Here is an 18,606-nt window from a genome sequence, read left to right as displayed (position 1 = left end):
GGCTACCGGTCGAGTTCGGAGTCGGTATCGGTTGCAGTCTCGTCGCTGGTATCGGGATTTCCGTCAGTTCCGTCGGTCTCGCCAGTCTCATCGGTCTCATCGGTCTCGTCGGGAGAGCCGTCGTGCTCACGTTCCGTCGCTTCGTCGACGCCGGCCGCGGTCTCATCTGTGTTCGTCTCGGTATCGCCACCCTCGTCCACATCGAGTTCACTCTCGGGGGGTTGCTCGCCGGCGAGTCCGGTCTCGGGTTCGGTCTGAACCGCACTGTCGTCACCGGGGGTAGCGGTGCCGGTGACTGGTTGGGGGGCGTTGGCGCGCTCGCGGGCGAAGAGATCGAGGGTGATCTTCGCCCCGCCGAGGACGACCGGGCCGATAAAGAGGCCGACGGCACCGAAGACGACGAGGCCGCCGAAGATGCCGACGACGATAATCGCCGAGTTGAACGCGCTCGTGCGGCCGATGAGTGCGGGACGGATGTAGGTGTCCGAGGCGCTGACGATCGAGCCGTAGACGATGAGGATCGCGGCTGGAACGAATTGGCCGGTCGCAAGTAGTCCGATCGAAACCGGGACCCAAACGCCGAAGGCTCCGATGAGCGGGAGCAACGCGAAGATGAACGTGACGACCGAGAGGAGGACGACCGCCGGAATACCGAGGACAGCGAGGCCGATGCCGAGCAGCACCGCCTGAATGATCGCGACGGCGACGTTCCCGACGACCGAGGCCCACATGAGCTGGTCGAGTTCAGCGAGCAGTTCCGCGAGCAGGTCGTCCTCGATGGGGACCACGCGTTGCATCCAGACGACGAACTCGCCGCCGTCTCGGAGCAGGGCAAAGAGGACGAACACGGTCACGGTGAGGCCGATGAAGAGTCCCGGTGCGCCGCCGGCGATCTCGACCGCGCTCATGGCCAGCCCCTGCAGTCCCGTCGCGATCGGGTCCTGATAGGTCTGGTAGAACTCGACGAGATCGACCGAGTAGCCCACGTTTTCGAGTTGCGATTCGATGATCGTGACATCGAGGTTGCCGTTTCCGTCCTGGATCACGTCGACGAGGTTGAGCGCCTCGCGGAACGCGACGGCGAGGACGTACGCCAACGGCAGCAAGAGTGCGAGAATTGTGACCGCGACGAGCGAGAGGGCCGCGATGAGCGAGCTCATGTACTGTTCGAGCCAGCGCTGTGCCGGAACGAGAATATACGCAAGCACGACCCCCAGGAGGACGTACTGGAGATAGGGCAGAATAACGAGAAGTCCGAGAACGGCGGCGACGATAGCGAGGACGGTTAGCCCCGGTCGCTTGGCAAACCACTCCCCTGACGGAGGACGATTGGCCATGAATACGGGCCGGTACGCACTCCGAACGTATTATATTGATGAAACAACGGCCCGCAATCGGGCAGCGCGATCACTCCGAAAGCAACGACCGCGAGGAGTTCGTGACGACGAGGAGACTGCTCGCGCCCATCGCGAGCGCGGCGAACAGCGGGTTGAGTAGCCCCGTCACCGCGAGCGGAATCGCAACCGCGTTGTAACAGAACGCCCAGCCGATGTTTCCTTTCACGCGTCGGTCCGTCGCCCGCGCGAGTTCAAAGACCGTCTCGACCGACGAGAGGTCGTCGTCGACGAGCGCCACGTCGGCCGCGTCGGCCGCCATCGCCGTGCCGCCGCCGAGCGCGATGCCGAGATCCGAACTCGCGAGCGCGGGGGCGTCGTTGGTGCCGTCGCCGATCATGACGGTTCGACCGGTCCGCTTGAGCCGATCGACGGTTTCGGCCTTCCCTTCGGGCGGGACGCCGGCGAAGACCCGATCGACCGCGTCGTGCTCGCGGAACTGGGTTGCGGCTTTCGCGTCGTCGCCCGTGAGCACGACGATTTCGGAGCCGTTTTCCGAGATCGCCGTCAGCGTCTCGTCCCAGTTCTCCCGGAGGTCGTCGCCGACGACGATGACGCCCGAGGCGGTGCCGTTGCGGCCGACGGCGACGGGGACGCGTCCGGTTTCGCGCGCAGCCCCGATTTGGTCGGCGAGTTCAGTCGGCACGTCCCAGCCCCGGTCCCGGAAGAGGTCGGGATGGCCGACGATGAACTCGTCGCCGTCGACGACGCCGGAGACGCCGTTGCGGTGGGAGTCGAACGTATCGACGCGGTCGGGCGCGTTTTCGTCGTCACCGATCGGGTCGCCGGCAGCCGCGTCACCTGCGTCGGTCACGTTGCCGTCCGCCGACGCCCCGGGTTCGACCGCGCCGCCGTCCGCAACGGGCGTCGCCGCGGCGATGGCTTTTCCGACCGGGTGGGCAGATCGCTCCTCGAGCGCGGCGGCCTGTTCGAGTAGGTCGTCCGGAAGGTCGGCGTCGACGACGGTCATGTCCCCGGTCGTGAGTGTGCCGGTCTTGTCGAAGACGACGGTGTCCGCGTTGCGGATGCGCTCGAAGACGCTGTCGTCGAAAACAACGATTGAGCGCTCGAGCGAATCCCGGATACCGGCTGCGACGGCGAGTGGCGTCGCGAGGCCGAGCGCACACGGACAGGAGACGATCAGGACCGTCAGCCCGGTGAGCAGGGCCGTCGCGAGACCGGAGCCGAGCGCGAGATAGCCGGCCGTGACAGCGACGGCGAGTGCGAGCACGAACGGAACGAAAATCGTCGCCAGCTTGTCGGCGAGCTTCTGGATGCCGTGGGTGCCGCTCTGGAGGTCCCAGACGAGTTCGCTGATCCGGTCGAGGGTGCTGGTGGCGTCCTCGCCGACGCGGACGGTCAGCGAGCCCTCGGAGACGACGGAGCCGCCGACGACCTCGTCGCCGGATTCCTTCGTCACGGGCAGCGATTCGCCGGTGACGACGGCCTCGTCGACCGCGGCGCGGCCGTCGACGACGTTGCCGTCGATCGGAACGCGCTCGCCGGTGCGGACCAGCACGCGATCGCCGGGCTCGAGTTCGTCGACGGATGTCGTTTCGGTGTCGCCGTGCTCGCCGACGCGGCGGGCCTCCTCGACCTGCACGGCGGTCAGATCCGAGAGGCGTTCGGTCGCCTGGCGTTTGATCGTCGACTCGTAGTAGCCGCCGACGGTGACGATGACGACGATGGCGACGGTCACGTCGTAGTAGATGTGGTCGCCGCCGGTCGCAATCGAGAGCGTGCTGTAGAGATACGCGCTGACGGCCGCGATCGCGACGAGCAGGTCCATGTTCGGCGACCGCGTCTTGACGGCGACGTAGGCCCCTTGGAGGATCGGTTTGCCGGTCACGGCCAGGACGATCGTCGTGAGGGCGGCGATGACGACGTAGAACGGGGTCGCGAGTTCGCTCGAGAGCGTTTGCGTGAAGAACTCGGTCGTCCGCTCGTCGTAGAACAGCCCGCCGAAGTAGGTCGGGTAGATGATGACGATGTACTGCAACATCACCATCATCCCCATGAGGACGCCGACGCCGACGCGGGCCATCTCCCAGTTGTTGGCCCGCCGCCGGCTGAACGCGTCCGCGCGGTCGTAGGCGCTGTACCCGAGTTTGCTGATCTCCGCTTTGAGGTCCTCGACTGAGACGACACCGGGGTCGTGATCGATCCGCGCCGTGTCGGTCACGTAACTTGAACTCGCGTGGCTGACGCCGTCGGTCTCCGTGGCGACCGACTCGATGAACGCCTCGCAGGTCGCACAGTACATTCCGTCGACTTCGAGGAACGTCGTTTCGTGGTCTGGCGGTACGTCCCGCGATGTCCCGTCTTGGGCCTCGTCCGCCGCTCGGGCGTTGCGAACGTCAGCCGCGTCCACCTCTTCGACATCGCCGAGTGCGTCGTAGACATTGCGACAGCCAACACAACAGAACGCGTTGCCGTCGGCGACGACGCCGCTGCCGTCGACCGGCAAGTCACAGAGAGTACAGCCGCTGTCGGCATCGCCGTCGACCGCGGATTGAGAGTTCGGTGTCTCCGTCATACCTATCGAATCGTCCGCTCAGTGGTGCTCGTGGCCGCCCGCCTCGATACCCGCCACGTCGAAACCGTCGTAGAACGGCAATCCGGGGTGTGGAACGTGGATTCCCAGACTCATCAACCCGTGTGCGAGCAGGACGTAGCCGAGGACGAGGAATGCCGCCCCGAGGAGTCGGTGCACCCGCCGCCGGTGAGCGACGTCGACGGCCTCGATGACGGTCCCGTAGGCGAAGACGGCCGGGATCGTTCCCAGCCCCAGCGCGGCGAGAGCGAGCGCTCCCCGCGTCGGCGATCCCGTCGCGAAGGCGTACAGAAACGCCGGGTAGAGGATGGGACACGGCAGCAGGCCGTGCAACGCGCCGAGGCCGACGATGCCTGGCCCGTTCGCCAGGCGATCGACGTACCCCATCAGCCAGCCGACGAGTCGCTCGCCGCCCGGTAGACTGACGCCGCCGGTACTCCGCCCGAGCAGGTAGTAGAGTCCCGTCACCATGACAAACGCGCCAACGAGCAGGCCGACCCCGCCGCGGGCGAACTCGACGAACGACGTGAGTTGGGCCGTCGTCACGAACAGGATGCCGCCGAGCGTACCAAAGAGTCCCCCGAGCAGCGTGTAACTCGCCGTTCGTCCGAGATTGAACAGCGCGTGCTGGCGCACTTCGTAGATCGTAAGGTGTCCGGTCGGGCGGGCGCTGCCGGCGGCGGTGGACGTGTGTCCGCCGTCCGTACTGGTCGCCCCCCGCGACTGCTGTCTGCTCTCACTCGCATTTCCGTCCATCCGGCTCGCATAGATCGTCACGAGCGGGCCGCACATCCCGATACAGTGCCCGCCGGCCAGCAGGCCGATGACGAACAACAGGGCCACGTCGACGCCGAGGAGTGAGAGTGGGTCCATGATCGGTCGGAGCTTTCGCTGTTAGCTGACATAGTCACCCCACCGGGTAGTGCGTTTCGCCTTCGGTCCCCGCAGACGGCTGGATGCGCCGTCTCTCACCCGAACTGGTTCGGATTATGCCGCCAAAAGCAGTCGTCGAACGCTTGCGGTTCGCGGGTCGCCGTTCGCGGATCGTCGCTCGTCTGTCAACTCGTTACTCGACGTAGCGATACTGCCGTTCGCCCATCCGGCCCCAGCCGTCGAAGACGAACTCCTCGTCGGGCGTCGTGAACTCCTCGACGTCGACGTCCATCTCGTGGTTGTGGGCGTCGTGAACGTCCTCGTAATCCGCCCAGCTCAGGTCGTAGCGGGCTGCAAGCTGTTCGTCCACGTTCAGCGCCTCGATCTCGTCCTCCCAGCCGTCCCGGACGGTTTCGGTGTGGATTTCGGCCTGCGCACCGCTTCCGTACGAGCCGATGAGCAGCGTTTTGCCGGTCAGGTCGCGGCCGTCCTCGAGTGCAGACTTGAGCGCGCTCGCGCGGGCGACGTGAACGGAACCCGTGTACCAGTTGCCGACCTCGCGGGAGATCGACAGCGTCGGGTCGATCATCTCCGCGTACCACTCCTGGTAGCGGTCTGTTTCCTTGAGTTCGTCCATGTACTCCCGCAGGGCCTCGCGATAGTCATCGTCGGTGTCGAACGCCTCGGGACGGGGCTGACGCTGTCTCTTATACACATCNGCTCTTCCGATCTGAGCAATGGCGGTAGGCGAGCAGGGCGGCCTTGCGGACCATGCCGGGGAACGGCGTGTGGAACGGCGCAAAGGTGATGTCTTCGGGATGGACGTCGCCCGCGGCGCTCTCGTAGTCTTCCAGGGCTTCGCGCATCCGGGCGAGATACACCTGCACCGAGCGCTTCCCGTCGACGGAGGGGAACTGCTGGTTCGGCTTGAGAAAGTCCGTCTCGTCGGCCGAGCCGTAGCCCTGTTCTGCGGAGAGTTCGATCAGATCCGGGTCCTCGTCGATGTACATCGCGATCGCACCTGCACCCTGGGTCGCCTCCCCGGCGTCGCCGCGGGCGTACAGCGCGGTGTCCGTCGCGATGACGAGCGCGCCGCGGCCGCGGTTTCGACCCGCGCTGATCCAGTTGTATGCGTCGTCTAGACTCTGGGTCCCCGCGATACAGGCGAACTTCCGCTCGCCCTTGTTGGCGTGGTGGAAATCGCCGTCGTAAACGTCTTCGAGACAGCCAGCGACGTACGTCGAAACCGGCTTCGAGTTGTCGAACGAACTCTCGGTTGCAACGTCGATTCGGCCGATATCGTCAGGTTCGAGGTCCTTGCGTTCCATCAGGCGGTGGGCCGCGTTCGCGCCCATCGTGACGATGTCCTCGTAACTGTCGGGAAACGAACTCGCGTTCAGACCGAGTCCCTTGGTATACTTCTCAGGGTCTTCGCCCTTTTCCGGTGCGAACGTCCCGGGTAAATCGAGTTTGAGATTCCCGGTCCAGATCTCGATGGCGTCGATACCGACTGCTGTCATACCCCCACACTATACAGCGAGCTATATGGTATTGTCGTTCGAAGATTCGACAATTGACGGACTCGCGGCCAATGTTGACACTCGCACTTAACTTCTGGCGGGCGCTCGGCGCGCTCGCCGAACTGAACTCGGCCAGCGGACCACGAATGTCGGAGGCAGAAAACTCGCTTCGAGTGCGGCGCTACTCGTCTTCTTCGACGACTTCGGGATCGCTCATCGCACTCTGGAGGCTGTCGAGACCGTTGATCCACTCCGTGACGAGGCCGTACTCGAGGTCTTCTGCGACGGTCATGTCGAGTTCAGCGTCGTCGATGATGAGGGTGCCGGCCTGGGCGGCGTAGCCGAGCGCGGCATCTAAGTCTTCCTCGGCTTCGGCGTCGGCAGCAGCGCCGAGGTAGTCGCTGACGCTCCCGTCTTCGGCGGGGCCGTTTGCGATGAACTCTTCGGCGGCGAAGAAGACGCAGACGAGGCTCGTCTGGACGCCGTCGACGAGGATCAGTTTTTCCTCGTCTTCGATGTCGACCTCGCTCAGGACGATTTCGCGGACGTCGTTGATCTCTTCGAGCGCTTCCTCTTCTCCGAGGTCCCCGTCGTCGTAGGCGGCGACGATCTTTGCGACGGCGATTGCCGTATCATCCTGCAGATTGAGCAGGAGTCGCGCCGATGACTCGTCCTCGGGATCGATCTCTTCGTCTTTGATGCGATCGATCCAGTTCTGCCAGCGTTCCTCCGAGTAGTACTCGGTCGGGGGATTGCTCATACAGACACCTACACCGGCCGCTTGAAATGCCTTTCTCTACCTGTACGTCGTCTCGACAGAACCGCTGCAGCGGCGTTTATGCCCGCTCGAGCGTTCCTTCCGTATCGATCCCGTAAACGAGTGCAGGTGTGTCGACGTGTGCCGTGTGCACCGCTTGCTCGTGGCCCGCTTCGAGTAGCCATCGGACGCGGCGAGGGACGGTCTTCGGTCCGAGGACGGCTCCGGGACGGTCAGGGTCGTCGACGTAGTCCGTTTCCATCAGAAACGGCGCATCGTGCTCGACTGCGCGCTCGGCCGCGCGCTCGAGCCGGTCCTTGTCGCTCATGACGCTCGGCGTCGGCCCGTCCAACCGGCCGGCGGCGTAGTGTTTGACGACCTTGTGCGCGGGCAGCCCGCGGTCCTCGGCCCACTTCGCGACCGCGGTCATGTCCTCGGTCGCCTCCGCGTGGAGCTGGACCGCGCAGCCGAGTTCACTCCCGTGCTCGAAGGCGTGACACATGACGGCGTTCGAGGCGTCCCAGACGGCCTCGGAGACGTCGTAGTGTGGCCGTCCGGATTTCAGCGCGAGGGCCTCGCCGCGCGCGACGAACTCGGCGGCCACATCGAGCCCGCCTTGCATGATCTCGCGGGCCGCGTCCGGACTGTAGCCGCGGTCGTCGACCAGTCGCGAGATCAGGCCGGGGTGAACGCCGAGGACGGGCCAGGCGCGACCGGGGAGTTCAGTCGAGGCGTCCGCGACGATGTCGATGGTGCGCTCGAAGACGGGGCGGAAGTCCTCGCCGGTATCAGCCTCGACGCCGAGGTGCCAGGAGGGTTTGTTCACCACGAGGAGGTGCGTGCCGCCGAGTCGGGCGAAGTCTCGGACGGCGTCGATGCCGCGGTGGGCGTCCGGATCGAGGTGGAGGTGGTTGTCGAGAACCGGCCGCTCGTCGTTCTCGTCGTCGATCATGCGCGGATCTGAGAGCGCGAACCGGGAAAAGTCACCGGCTTCCTCGCGCGGGTCGAAACGGTGTGAACTACGAACAACGGTCTTTCCGTAATCACCTTCACGTCCCCGGGTTTGTTGGGGCAACTCTTTTATAGGAGTAGCGATTACGTTGGGTTAGTCAACGAATGAACCTCGACCAATTTACCAACAGCGAACAGCAGGTCGCCCGTCGATACGAGTACGACGACGCCGTGGTCTTTGCCGTCGACTTCGGAGCGGCGTCGGCCGACGCCTCGGTCGATGTCGTCGATAGCACGGTCCTCGCCGTCATCGACGGCGAACAGTACGAGATGGACCTCCCCGACGGTGCAGACGACGCGCATACGTTTATCAAAAACGGGGTGCTCACTATCGAAGTGGAGGGCGACCGATGAAACTCACTGTCAAACCACTCAAGCAGAAGGATGCAGGGCGCGGACTGGCCGCCATCGACCGCGTCTCGATGCGCGAACTGGACCTCGAGAACGGGGATTACATCCTCATCGAGGGAAGCGATGATAGTCAGGCCGTCGCTCGCGTCTGGCCGGGCTATCCCGAAGACGAGGGCCGGGGAATCGTCCGAATCGACGGCCGCCTTCGACAGGAGGCCGATGTCGGTATCGACGACCGAGTCTCGGTCGAACCCGCCGACGTCAATCCCGCAACCTCCGTCACCGTTGCACTTCCGCAGAACCTCCGTATCCGCGGTGACATCGGCCCGCTCGTCCGCGATAAACTGAGCGGCCAGGCCGTCACCGAGGGGCAGACGGTCCCCTTCTCGCTCTCGTTCGGGCCGATGGCCAGCTCCGGCCAGTCGGTCCCGCTCAAGATCGCGAGCACCTCGCCCTCGGGCACCGTCGTCATCACCGACTCGACGACCATCGACATCTCCGAGACGCCGGCCGAACAGGTCAGCTCCGGCGGCGAGCCCGGTGCCGAGGGCATCCCGAACGTCACCTACGAGGACATCGGCGGCCTGGACGACGAACTCGACCAGGTCCGGGAGATGATCGAACTGCCGATGCGCCACCCCGAGCTGTTCCAGCAACTCGGCATCGAACCGCCAAAGGGCGTCCTGCTCCACGGCCCGCCGGGTACCGGCAAGACGCTCATGGCCAAAGCCGTCGCCAACGAAATCGACGCCCACTTCCAGACCATCTCCGGTCCGGAGATCATGTCGAAGTACTACGGCGAGTCCGAAGAGCAACTCCGCGAGGTCTTCGAAGACGCGGAGGAGAACGCCCCCGCCATCATCTTCATCGACGAACTCGACTCCATCGCCGCCAAACGCGAGGAAGCCGGCGGCGACGTCGAGCGTCGTGTGGTCGCACAGCTCCTCTCGCTCATGGACGGCCTCGAAGAGCGCGGCCGGGTCACCGTCATCGCGGCGACCAACCGGCTTGACGACATCGATCCCGCGCTGCGACGCGGCGGGCGCTTCGACCGCGAGATCGAAATCGGCGTCCCGGATAAAGACGGCCGCAAGGAAATCCTGCAGGTCCACACCCGCGGGATGCCCCTAGAAGACGAGATCGATCTCGACCGCTACGCCGAGAACACCCACGGGTTCGTCGGTGCCGACATCGAGTCGCTCACCCGCGAGAGCGCGATGAACGCGCTTCGGCGCATCCGGCCGGACCTCGATCTCGAAGAACAGGAAATCGACGCCGAAGTCCTCGAGACGCTCCAAGTCACCGAAGGAGACCTCAAGGAGGCGCTCAAGGGCATCCAGCCCTCGGCGATGCGCGAGGTCTTCGTCGAAGTCCCCGACGTGACCTGGAACGACGTCGGCGGGCTCGAAAACACCAAAGAGCGCCTGCGCGAGACGATCCAGTGGCCCCTCGACTACCCACAGGTCTTCGAGCAGATGGACATGCAGGCCGCGAAGGGCGTCCTCATGTACGGCCCGCCCGGCACCGGGAAAACCCTGCTCGCAAAGGCCGTCGCCAACGAGGCCCAGTCGAACTTCATCTCGATCAAAGGCCCCGAACTCCTGAACAAGTACGTCGGCGAATCCGAACGCGGCGTCCGCGAAATCTTCGAGAAGGCCCGGTCGAACGCTCCGACCGTGATCTTCTTCGACGAAATCGACTCCATCGCCGGCGAACGCGGCCAGCGACAGGGCGACTCCGGCGTCGGCGAACGCGTCGTCTCCCAACTGCTGACCGAACTCGATGGGCTAGAGGAACTCGAGGACGTCGTCGTCATCGCAACGACGAACCGACCGGACCTTATCGATACCGCCCTGCTGCGGCCGGGACGTCTAGACCGGCACGTCCACGTCCCCGTCCCCGATGAAGCGGCCCGCGAGCGCATCTTCGAGGTCCACACGCGAGACAAGCCGCTCGCCGACGCCGTTGAACTCGACTGGCTCGCCGAAGAGACGGAGGGGTACGTCGGTGCCGACATCGAAGCCGTCTGCCGCGAGGCCTCGATGGCCGCCAGCCGCGAGTTCATCAACTCGGTCGAGCCGGAGGATATCGACGATTCGGTCGGGAACGTTCGTATCAGCAAGGAGCACTTCGAGCACGCGCTCGATGAAGTCCAGGCGAGTGTGACGCCCGAAACGCGCGAGCGCTACGAGGATATCGAACAGCAGTTCCAGCAGGCAGAACCGGGTCAGGAAGAGGAGCAACTGGGACGGACGTTCCAGTAACGCAACTCGACCGCCACCTTCGACGCGGATTTTCACTGCGACGACCAGTGCAGGTGGTCCGGTCGCCGTCGAGTACACGTTGTAGTCGTACCCGAAGCGGGTGCGTTAGTGAGCGTCGGTCGAGCGCGAGACAGCCTCGAGTACGGCTGGAATATCCGCGCCGAATGACTCGACCGTGTCGACACGGCCTCGGTCCGAGTCGTAGGTGACGAAGCCGGCCGCTGCCAGTTTCGGGATGTACTTGTGATACAGCGTGACGTGGATCTGTTTCGTGTCGTCCGCTGGAATGTCGGCCGGTCTTGTCCCGTGTTCTCGGATGGCTACTTCGGTAGCCAGCTCAGCGAGCGAAATCGGTGTCTCGTGCTCGGTAAGACACCGGAGAACGTACCGACACCGGTCGTCTGCGAGCATCGTAAACACCGTCTCAACGTCTCCGTGATCGGATCGGAGTTCGCTCATGCTACGTGTTCATATTTGGCTTAGCGAAAAGAGTGGCGGGGTTGTATATATCGTCATTTAAGTATAGTTACCCGGCATCGGCATCGTCACCCTCGCCGACCTGCCCGACCGTCAAGACGTTACCGATAAGGTTCTTCTCCGCGTGATGGAGGCGCTTGGACAGCGCCTGCTGTGTAATCCCTAACTGCTCCGCCAGTTCGGTCATGGTCGTCTGCTGTGGCACGTCGAAGAGTCCCTCCTCGTAGGCGGTTACGATCGTTTCCCGCTGTATCGGCGTTAAGCCGTACTGTGAACTCGCCATCGGCTGATTCTGTTCGTAGAGTCGGTCGAGTTCGAACTCGACATCGTTCTCTTGGCAGAACTCGTGAAACGCCGAGACCGTCTTTTCGTCGTCGAAGCGCATCGTCAGGTCCCAGGATTCGTTCGTCCCCGTCGCTTCGAGGATCGTCGCGCCGATCTCGACGTACGCGTAGATGATCGTCTCGATGTTCTCCGTCCATTCTGCGCGGTAGAGGACGGCGTCGTCGACGCGATCGACCCTCGTCGCGTGCCTGATAGTCGGGTCGTCACTGAACGCCCGTTCGAACCGCTCTTGCTCCTCGCCGGTGACCCAGAAGTAGGGCATGAGCCGATGCTGCGTCGTGGCGACGAGGCGCTCGATCTCGACGACGATGCTCGGCGCAGACGACAGCGCGTGATGAAGCGCAAAATCGGTAGAATCGACGGTGAACTCGCCCATCACGCTCATATAACTACCTTCATCCCGCGGTGGATAAGCGTGCGGCCAGAGAGTGAGTGCTCCGCGCGAGAAAGTGACAACGAGTGAGTGATAGAGGGCGGGCACGCGGCGGGCCCGCTCTCGTATACCGCGGCCTATAGTAGCCACTGAAAGCCAGTGCACACCTGATCGTACGATGGCTGTGCGATCAGCGTGTAAACCGTTTCAGTTGGTACTATTGATGTCCTCGAGCACCGTCTCGGCGTGTCCGTCCGGACTCACGTTCTCGTAGACCGCCTCGATCGTCCCGTCAGGCCCGACGACGTACGTGTTCCGAAAGACGCCATCGAACGTGTTGCCAAACATCTGTTTCTCCCCGTAGGAGTCATACTGCGTCGCGACCGCGCCGTCTGCATCCGAGAGAAGATCGAACGACAGATCGTACTCGTCCGCGAAGGTGGCCAGATCCGAGACCGGGTCGTCGCTGATACCGACCACCGCAACGTCGTGGTCGTCGAACGCCGACAACGTCTCGTTGAACTCGCAGGCTTCGGTGGTACAGCCTTCGGTATTCGCGCGTGGATAGAAGTACACGACGAGTCGCTGGCCATCGAAATCCGACCGCTTGACGGACTCACCGGACTGATTGGACAGTTCGAACGCGGGAGCATCTTCGCCAACGTCGAGCATAGAGACGAGTTCGGCACGGCGACCGTAGGTGTTGTGGTTCACGCCGGTTCAGACGGTCTACCGGGACGATCTCCCGCGGAACCCAGGACAGGACGGGTCGCAACTGCGCCGGAACGGGCGTCCAACAGTCCGGATCGGTCCGTATCGGTCCGGAGCAGTTCACACGACGGCTTCGACCCAGGGTGCGGTGACGAACTTGTGGCGACAGCCTTCGCAGAGATCGACTTCGACGACCTCGTCGGTTGCGAGATAGACGTGATACCGGCGCACTGGAAGGTCGGCCTCGCCGCAGTTTGCACAGGTCACGGACATCGGGGGCCACTCGCCTCCGGCTACACCGGTGAGCGGTATAATTGCTGGCCCGTCGTTGCTACCGGTGCTCGGAGACGAACGGACAGCCGTGACACCGCGACGGAATAGCGGCAGTATCACGCCCATCTATCATATTTTTATATGATTATCAGAAAACACCGGACCATGCGAGCTGCCGTACTCGAAACGCACGGTGAACCGCTGGAGATCGAGGACGTTCCGGAACCGGAGCCGGAGCCCGATCAGGCTATCGTCGAGACCGAAGCCTGCGGCATCTGTCGCAGCGACTGGCACGCCTGGCAGGGAGACTGGAGTTGGGTCGGCGCATCGGTCCCGGAGGGACAGATCCTCGGGCACGAGCCCGCGGGGATCGTCTCGGCCGTCGGCGAGAACGTCGAGACGCTCCAGGAGGGCGACCGGGTCGCCGTCCCCTTCCACCTCGGCGACGGAACCTGCTCTCACTGCCGCGAGGGGCGGGCGAACAACTGCGAGACCGTCGTCCCGCTCGGACTTTCCGGCGCTGCACCGGGTGCGTTCGCCGAAGCCTTCCCCGTTCGAGAGGCCGACTTCAACTGCGTGAAACTCCCCGACGACGTCGAGTTCACCGAGATGGCCGGGCTCGGCTGTCGGTTCATGACCGCCTACCACGCGCTCGCCGACCGCGCGGAACTCCGGCCCGGCGACTGGGTCGTCGTCCACGGCTGCGGCGGCGTCGGCCTCTCGGCGATTCACATCGCCGACGCGCTGGGCGCGCATCCGATCGCGGTCGACGTTCGCGACGACAAACTCGAGCGCGCCCGCGAACTCGGCGCGGCCGCGACGGTGAACTCGACCGAGGTGGAGCATCCGGCGCGGGCGGTCAGGTCGCTCGCCGACGGCGGTGCCGACGTCTCGATCGACGCGCTCGGCATCGCCGAAACCTGTCGGAACTCCGTCGCCAGTCTGGGAACGAGGGGGACCCACGTCCAGGTCGGCCTGACGACCGGCGAGGAGGAGGGCGAGATCGAACTGCCCGTCGACGCGATAACGATGAAAGAACTCGACTTCCACGGCTCGCACGGCATGCCGCTGGTTCGCTACCAGGAACTGTTCAAACTGATCGGCGAGGGGACGCTCGACCCGAGCAAGATCATCGGCGAGACGCTGTCGCTCGAGGAGGTACCCGACACGCTCGCGTCGATGGACGACTACGAGACGGTCGGCATTCCGGTCATTACGGAGTTCTGAGCGGCAGGTCGAAGACAGGGGAATGGGGTGAGACACACCCACACATAACCCGGGCGGGGGCGGGAGCCCACCCTGGTGTGAGAGACATGAGCTAACTCGAAGCGGGGGCGAGTCCACTTCCGAGCGATCCGGGCACGAACGCACGCAGTCGGCGGTCAGCGCGTCGTGTCTGGGCCAAGCGCGTACCCGGCGGGGCGTGTATCCCCGCACGTGGAACAATTGCAGGTGTCCCCCTTTGTTATGGACCGAATTGCCCACCCGTAGTGGCGTCAAACCAGCGACAGGATGGCGCTACTGCGGACGTACTGGCGCACTACGCACCCGCTGTTCAAGCCGACGAGCGGGAACCCATACTAGTTATCACTGCCTACGATCGTCTAGGCGAGTGCTTACGGTCGCCAGCGCCGTCAAAGACATGCTTCCGTGGCTCGTCCCTCGTTCCATGTGTGCTCACGCGTCGGCCCCGAACTCGGACACACCGATCCGCATCGGTGTCGTCGGTCTCGGCTACATCGGCACGACCGTCGGTGGACAGTTCCATCGACACGCGGATGCCGCCATACAAGCAGTCTGTGATCTCGACACGGACCGCCTCGCGACAGCCGGCACCGAGTTCGACGTTCCACCCGCCACCAGATACACCGAGTACGAGACGATGCTCGACGATCCCGACTGTGAACTCGACGCCGTCCTCGTCGGGACGCCGCATACGCTTCACTACGACCAGGTCGTCGCCGCACTCGATCGCGACCTGCACGTCTACTGCGACAAGCCGCTCACGACCGACCTGGACCGCGCACGCGAACTCGTAGACAGGGCCGACCAAACCGATCAAACGCTGATGGTTGGCTACCAGCGCCACCTCCAGACCGCGTTCCAGCGGGCGCGAGAGCGGTTTGCGACCGACCCGCCGCGGTGGGTTACGGCGTCGATTACGCAGGACTGGATCGCGGATTCGGCCGGAACGTGGCGGCTCGATCCCGACCTGTCGGGCGGCGGGTTTCTCTTCGATACCGGTAGCCACCTGCTCGATGGCATGCTCTGGACGACCGGTCTCGAACCCGAGTCCGTCGCGGCGAGTATGGACTTCCACGACGACGAGCAGCGGGTCGACCGCCGTACGCACCTCGACGTTCGGTTCGAGAACGGTGCGACTGGAACCGTCTCGCTCCACGGAGATCTGCCGTCGACCCGCGAGCACATCCACTGCTGGGACGACCGGGGAGCCCTCTATCTCGAAGGAACGCAGTGGGGATCCCGCGAGATCTTCGAGATCGACACGGACGCAAGCGAACACGTTCCCTACATCGATCATCGGCAGGAACGGACCCGCGCCGGTGCATTCGTCGACAGTATTCGCGACGGAACCGAGCCCCCTGCGACGGCTCGCGATGCCCTCCGCGTGACGGCACTGACCGACGCGGCGTACGAGGCTGCTCGTACCGGTGACCGAATCCCGGTCGAACTCGAGTCGAACGGGCAGAGATAACTGGGCAGTCTAGCGACGGTCCGGACCTCACGAAATGGTGTGCTACACTGCACTATACCGGTATTGCACTCGACCACTTGATCGGAGTGCGACACTCCGTTCTCCGACTCGGTTCGAGCACCGTCACTTCCGACGCTACCTGCAGGAGAAGTACGTGACTAACAGTTCGATACCGATGACTAACCGATCGTTTTTCGACCGTTACTGAGTCCAGACTTCCTCGAATTGAACCCGGTCCCGTCGTGCGGTTATGACCGGTTTACGGCGGTTTCTTCTCGGCCGTCGTCTCGAATGGCTGCAGCGATAGTGACACACTCTCAGTCATCGTCCGCCACGGGAGTAAGAACCCGATAGCACACCGTGGCAAGCGGTTACAAGCCGGATAACTACAACCGGTGCACGTGACCCGTCGGATATGATCACCTGTACAAACTGTGAGACCCCACAGTTCTTGCAGATCACCCAGAGCCGCGTCTACTTCGAGGACGGAGAAATGATCAACGAACTCTCCGAGACGTACGAGTGTACGCTCTGTGGGTCGACCGGGCAGTACGTTTACGACGAGGAATGCGACGAAGAAACCGTCTCAGGAGATGTCGAACTCACGACCGAACGCCCAGAGTTTGCCTGACTGGTCGCCCCGCGAGGGGCGACGGATGGAGACCGTCGGTAGTACTCGGGCGATACACTCCGAAACGACTGTTTACGTGCGGTTTCGAGGTGTACACACACACACACACTCTCTCTCTCTCTCTCTCAGCTGTGCCTTCGTCCCGGCCCGTGCCAGAGCTGAACTCTCAACCGGATCCGTCGCTATCTGGCTCTGGCGTCTCCCCATTGCTTGCCCCCTTGATTCGCCCGTCTATCGTTGCGCTGGGTCGCGGCCCGGGTACTGAGGGGGCGGTCGTTCTCGTCCCGTCCGCACCGTCGATTCCGGTGTAGTCTTCCGTCGCCCGGAGCCGATGTCTCGCGTCCCACTCCTCGAAGAGGCCGTACTCGGTCATCGTCTCCATTCCTGCGAGTGCCGCCGTGAGTTTGAGCCCGACGAGGGGGATCTCCGCGACCGAGATGATGACGTCGGCACGCAAGATCACGCCGTCTCTGAGAATCACGTCGAGGAGGTCTACCAGCGCTTCGTCGTCCTTTTGTGGCTTCATACGCGTTCCACCTCTCGAATCGGTGCGTGCTGCAGTGCGATCATAGCGGGCCCATATCGGTTCCGACGCCAGTTGGATCGCCGTTCTGCCCGTCCGGGTCGGTTCCCAGTTCCGGTGCGAACGTATACGGCGGCCACGGCCCGGTAAACCTGACTTCGAGTCCGTCTTCGGCCGCAACGCCGTCGAGTATCGATCCGACCGCATCCTCGTCGTCTTCGTGTGCGAGCACCGTGAGCCGACAGAGCGTTTCGGCGTCATCGCCGCCTTCGGCCCCGGTCTCGCCCTCGGCTCTCGCGACGTCCGCAATATCCGATGCCGGCGATCGCTCGAGCGTATGCACCTCGCGAACCGTCTCTGCCAGATCCGCCTCCAACTCGGCCGCCATCGTTTCACGACGCGCCGTTCGCAACTCCGTCAATCGCTGTTCGAACTGCTTTTCGAGCAAGAACGCCTGGCCCTCGCTCGCGTCGGCAATCTGTTCGTCGAGTTCAGCCAGGCGGTCGTCCTGTTCGACCAGCGTTCGGTCGTCCGGCGCGTCGAACTCGACGACTTCGATGCGGTACTCCCAGTGGTCGGCGAGTTCGGAGAGCACGGGCCGCAGCGTTTCCGACTCCTCGCGAAGCCACTCGCGCAGGCGGGTGTCGTCGCCGCGGAGGATGGTGTCGAACTGGAAGGGGACTGGCGTGCCGAACGCCTGACCGGCCGCGTCGACGACGGTCTGGTGGCGGACGAGCCAGTGTTGGATCTGCGTGAGGTCGGCCGAATCGTAGAGGCTGTCACAGTCGTGGACGACGGCACCGATGCCGTCTTCGGTGACGACCGAGACGGATTCGCCGTCGATCCCGGTCGTTTCGAGTGTGGCGTCCTCGTTGGCCTGGACGATGCAGTAGAGGTAGCGACCCGTTTCGATGTCTGGCGCGTCAGTCGCGTTCGTCGGCGCGTCGCGGGGTTGCTCGTCCGTCGTCACGAGTTCTCACCGCCGAATACGGAGTAGCCGGGAGCGTGGCGCGGCGTCGAGTCGGTATCGAGTTGTTCGATCGCGTCGGAAACGAGCCCGTCCAGATCGCCGCGAAGGTCGTCGACGCCGTCTTCGATTCCCTCGTCCGCTTTGAGTTGTTCGATCTCAGCTTCGATCGTCGCGAGTTGCTGCCCGAGACGGTCGATTTCCTCGTCGGAGAGATTGCCGGATTCCATGCGTCGGACCGCCTCGCGTTCGAGTGCGTCGATCAGGAGTTCGACGACGGTGATGACGAGTGTGACCAGTCCCTGGCGCGCGTCGTCGCCGTCGCCGACGTTGATCGTGCTCATGGCGAATCCGCCTCTGCCTCAGCCTCCGTCTCCGTCTCGGCCGTTGCCGTTTCGCTCTCGCTCGCCTCGGTATCTGCCGTTTCAGCGTCGTCAACCGCGTCCGGCGCTTCGTCAGCGGCGGCTTCGGCCTCGTCCTCGGCGTTGTCCTCGTCATTCTCGTTCTCGGCGGTCACATTGACGCCGCGAGTCGGATCGATCGCCGGATTCGGTCGTTCCCCGTCCACCGACGCGAGTTCGGGATCGTCGACCGCCTCGGCGACGCGTTGCATGTCGGTCCCCTCGGGGAACTCGAGGCCGTACTTCGCCGCGGTTTCGAAGGAGGCGATTGCGGCCCGGAGCTGGATCCCGAGCAGTTGCGTGTCGCCGATCGAGACGGCGATATCGGCGTTGATGACGATTCCCTTGTCGAGGAGCATCTCGACGACTTCGGCGAGGTCGGTTTGCTGGCGGCTCGGCTGGACGCTATCGACCATCCGACTCACCTCCGAGCGGGCGTCGCCAGTGTCCGTCCAACTCGCGTTG

The 18,606-nt window shown here is 64.0% G+C and carries 18 protein-coding genes and 1 pseudogene; 5 read left to right on the top strand and 14 right to left on the bottom strand.

The features are described 5' to 3' along the window. Window positions 1–2 precede the first annotated feature (2 nt). The 6 genes and pseudogenes from C484_RS04120 to C484_RS04095 all read right to left on the bottom strand — a co-directional run bounded on the left by C484_RS04120 (window position 3) and on the right by C484_RS04095 (window position 8,050). Complete coding sequence (locus tag C484_RS04120; RefSeq protein ID WP_006824705.1) at window positions 3–1,337, bottom strand: AI-2E family transporter; 1,335 nt, start codon at window positions 1,335–1,337, stop codon at window positions 3–5. Window positions 1,338–1,407: 70 nt separating this feature from the next. Beyond that, window positions 1,408–3,930 (bottom strand): heavy metal translocating P-type ATPase, encoded by a 2,523-nt coding sequence (locus C484_RS04115; protein WP_006824704.1) that lies wholly within the window; start codon window positions 3,928–3,930, stop codon window positions 1,408–1,410. Between the two features lie 18 nt (window positions 3,931–3,948). Next, the gene (locus C484_RS04110; protein WP_006824703.1) at window positions 3,949–4,821 is read right to left on the bottom strand and encodes a sulfite exporter TauE/SafE family protein; all 873 of its coding nucleotides are present in this window, start codon (window positions 4,819–4,821) and stop codon (window positions 3,949–3,951) included. Window positions 4,822–5,014: 193 nt separating this feature from the next. Then, a pseudogene (hmgB, locus tag C484_RS04105) lies at window positions 5,015–6,341 on the bottom strand (hydroxymethylglutaryl-CoA synthase). A gap of 181 nt (window positions 6,342–6,522) precedes the next feature. Further along, window positions 6,523–7,101, bottom strand: a complete 579-nt coding sequence (locus tag C484_RS04100; RefSeq protein ID WP_006824702.1) for a DUF2150 family protein — start codon at window positions 7,099–7,101, stop codon at window positions 6,523–6,525. A gap of 76 nt (window positions 7,102–7,177) precedes the next feature. Next, complete coding sequence (locus C484_RS04095; RefSeq protein WP_006824701.1) at window positions 7,178–8,050, bottom strand: TatD family hydrolase; 873 nt, start codon at window positions 8,048–8,050, stop codon at window positions 7,178–7,180. Window positions 8,051–8,214: 164 nt separating this feature from the next. Between C484_RS04095 and C484_RS04090 the strand changes: the two genes are divergently transcribed. After that, window positions 8,215–8,463: a DUF7127 family protein gene (locus C484_RS04090; RefSeq protein ID WP_006824700.1), complete on the top strand. Its 249-nt coding sequence runs from the start codon at window positions 8,215–8,217 to the stop codon at window positions 8,461–8,463. Continuing rightward, on the top strand, window positions 8,460–10,724 hold the full coding sequence (locus C484_RS04085; RefSeq protein WP_006824699.1) for a CDC48 family AAA ATPase: 2,265 nt from the start codon (window positions 8,460–8,462) through the stop codon (window positions 10,722–10,724). The genes C484_RS04090 and C484_RS04085 overlap by 4 nt, the downstream gene beginning before the upstream one ends. Before the next feature lie 105 nt (window positions 10,725–10,829). Here the strand turns inward: C484_RS04085 and C484_RS04080 are convergent, their stop codons facing one another. From C484_RS04080 to C484_RS23550, 4 genes are all read right to left on the bottom strand, one after another. Further along, window positions 10,830–11,183 carry a DUF7344 domain-containing protein gene (locus C484_RS04080; protein ID WP_006824698.1) on the bottom strand — a complete coding sequence of 118 codons (354 nt, stop codon included), beginning with the start codon at window positions 11,181–11,183 and terminating at the stop codon, window positions 10,830–10,832. 67 nt (window positions 11,184–11,250) lie between these two features. Then, window positions 11,251–11,931, bottom strand: coding sequence for a helix-turn-helix domain-containing protein (locus C484_RS04075; protein WP_006824697.1), 681 nt, complete (start codon window positions 11,929–11,931; stop codon window positions 11,251–11,253). A gap of 195 nt (window positions 11,932–12,126) precedes the next feature. Then, complete coding sequence (bcp, locus tag C484_RS04070; RefSeq protein WP_049915036.1) at window positions 12,127–12,591, bottom strand: thioredoxin-dependent thiol peroxidase; 465 nt, start codon at window positions 12,589–12,591, stop codon at window positions 12,127–12,129. Window positions 12,592–12,750: 159 nt separating this feature from the next. Continuing rightward, window positions 12,751–12,903, bottom strand: coding sequence for a hypothetical protein (locus C484_RS23550; protein ID WP_006824695.1), 153 nt, complete (start codon window positions 12,901–12,903; stop codon window positions 12,751–12,753). A gap of 165 nt (window positions 12,904–13,068) precedes the next feature. On the opposite strand from C484_RS23550, the gene C484_RS04065 reads away from it, so the two are divergent. The 3 genes from C484_RS04065 to C484_RS04055 all read left to right on the top strand — a co-directional run bounded on the left by C484_RS04065 (window position 13,069) and on the right by C484_RS04055 (window position 16,250). Beyond that, window positions 13,069–14,130, top strand: coding sequence for an alcohol dehydrogenase catalytic domain-containing protein (locus C484_RS04065; RefSeq protein WP_049915020.1), 1,062 nt, complete (start codon window positions 13,069–13,071; stop codon window positions 14,128–14,130). Between the two features lie 442 nt (window positions 14,131–14,572). Continuing rightward, window positions 14,573–15,619 carry a Gfo/Idh/MocA family protein gene (locus C484_RS04060; protein WP_006824693.1) on the top strand — a complete coding sequence of 349 codons (1,047 nt, stop codon included), beginning with the start codon at window positions 14,573–14,575 and terminating at the stop codon, window positions 15,617–15,619. Window positions 15,620–16,034: 415 nt separating this feature from the next. Continuing rightward, window positions 16,035–16,250, top strand: a complete 216-nt coding sequence (locus C484_RS04055) for a hypothetical protein (protein ID WP_006824692.1) — start codon at window positions 16,035–16,037, stop codon at window positions 16,248–16,250. 166 nt (window positions 16,251–16,416) lie between these two features. Here C484_RS04055 and gvpM read toward each other — a convergent pair whose 3' ends face one another. Genes gvpM through gvpJ form a run of 4 tightly spaced genes read right to left on the bottom strand, consistent with a single transcriptional unit; the run spans window position 16,417 to window position 18,557 of the window. Next, window positions 16,417–16,776, bottom strand: a complete 360-nt coding sequence (gene gvpM / locus C484_RS04050) for a gas vesicle protein GvpM (RefSeq protein WP_006824691.1) — start codon at window positions 16,774–16,776, stop codon at window positions 16,417–16,419. 40 nt (window positions 16,777–16,816) lie between these two features. Then, window positions 16,817–17,743, bottom strand: coding sequence for a gas vesicle protein GvpL (gene gvpL / locus C484_RS04045; RefSeq protein WP_006824690.1), 927 nt, complete (start codon window positions 17,741–17,743; stop codon window positions 16,817–16,819). Further along, window positions 17,740–18,084: a gas vesicle protein K gene (locus tag C484_RS04040; protein ID WP_006824689.1), complete on the bottom strand. Its 345-nt coding sequence runs from the start codon at window positions 18,082–18,084 to the stop codon at window positions 17,740–17,742. The genes gvpL and C484_RS04040 overlap by 4 nt, the downstream gene beginning before the upstream one ends. Next, complete coding sequence (gene gvpJ / locus C484_RS04035; protein WP_006824688.1) at window positions 18,081–18,557, bottom strand: gas vesicle protein GvpJ; 477 nt, start codon at window positions 18,555–18,557, stop codon at window positions 18,081–18,083. The genes C484_RS04040 and gvpJ overlap by 4 nt, the downstream gene beginning before the upstream one ends. Window positions 18,558–18,606: the final 49 nt, after the last annotated feature.

This window comes from Natrialba taiwanensis DSM 12281 (assembly GCF_000337595.1).
Lineage (GTDB): Archaea > Halobacteriota > Halobacteria > Halobacteriales > Natrialbaceae > Natrialba > Natrialba taiwanensis.
This window is presented reverse-complemented; position numbering and strand designations above follow the sequence as displayed.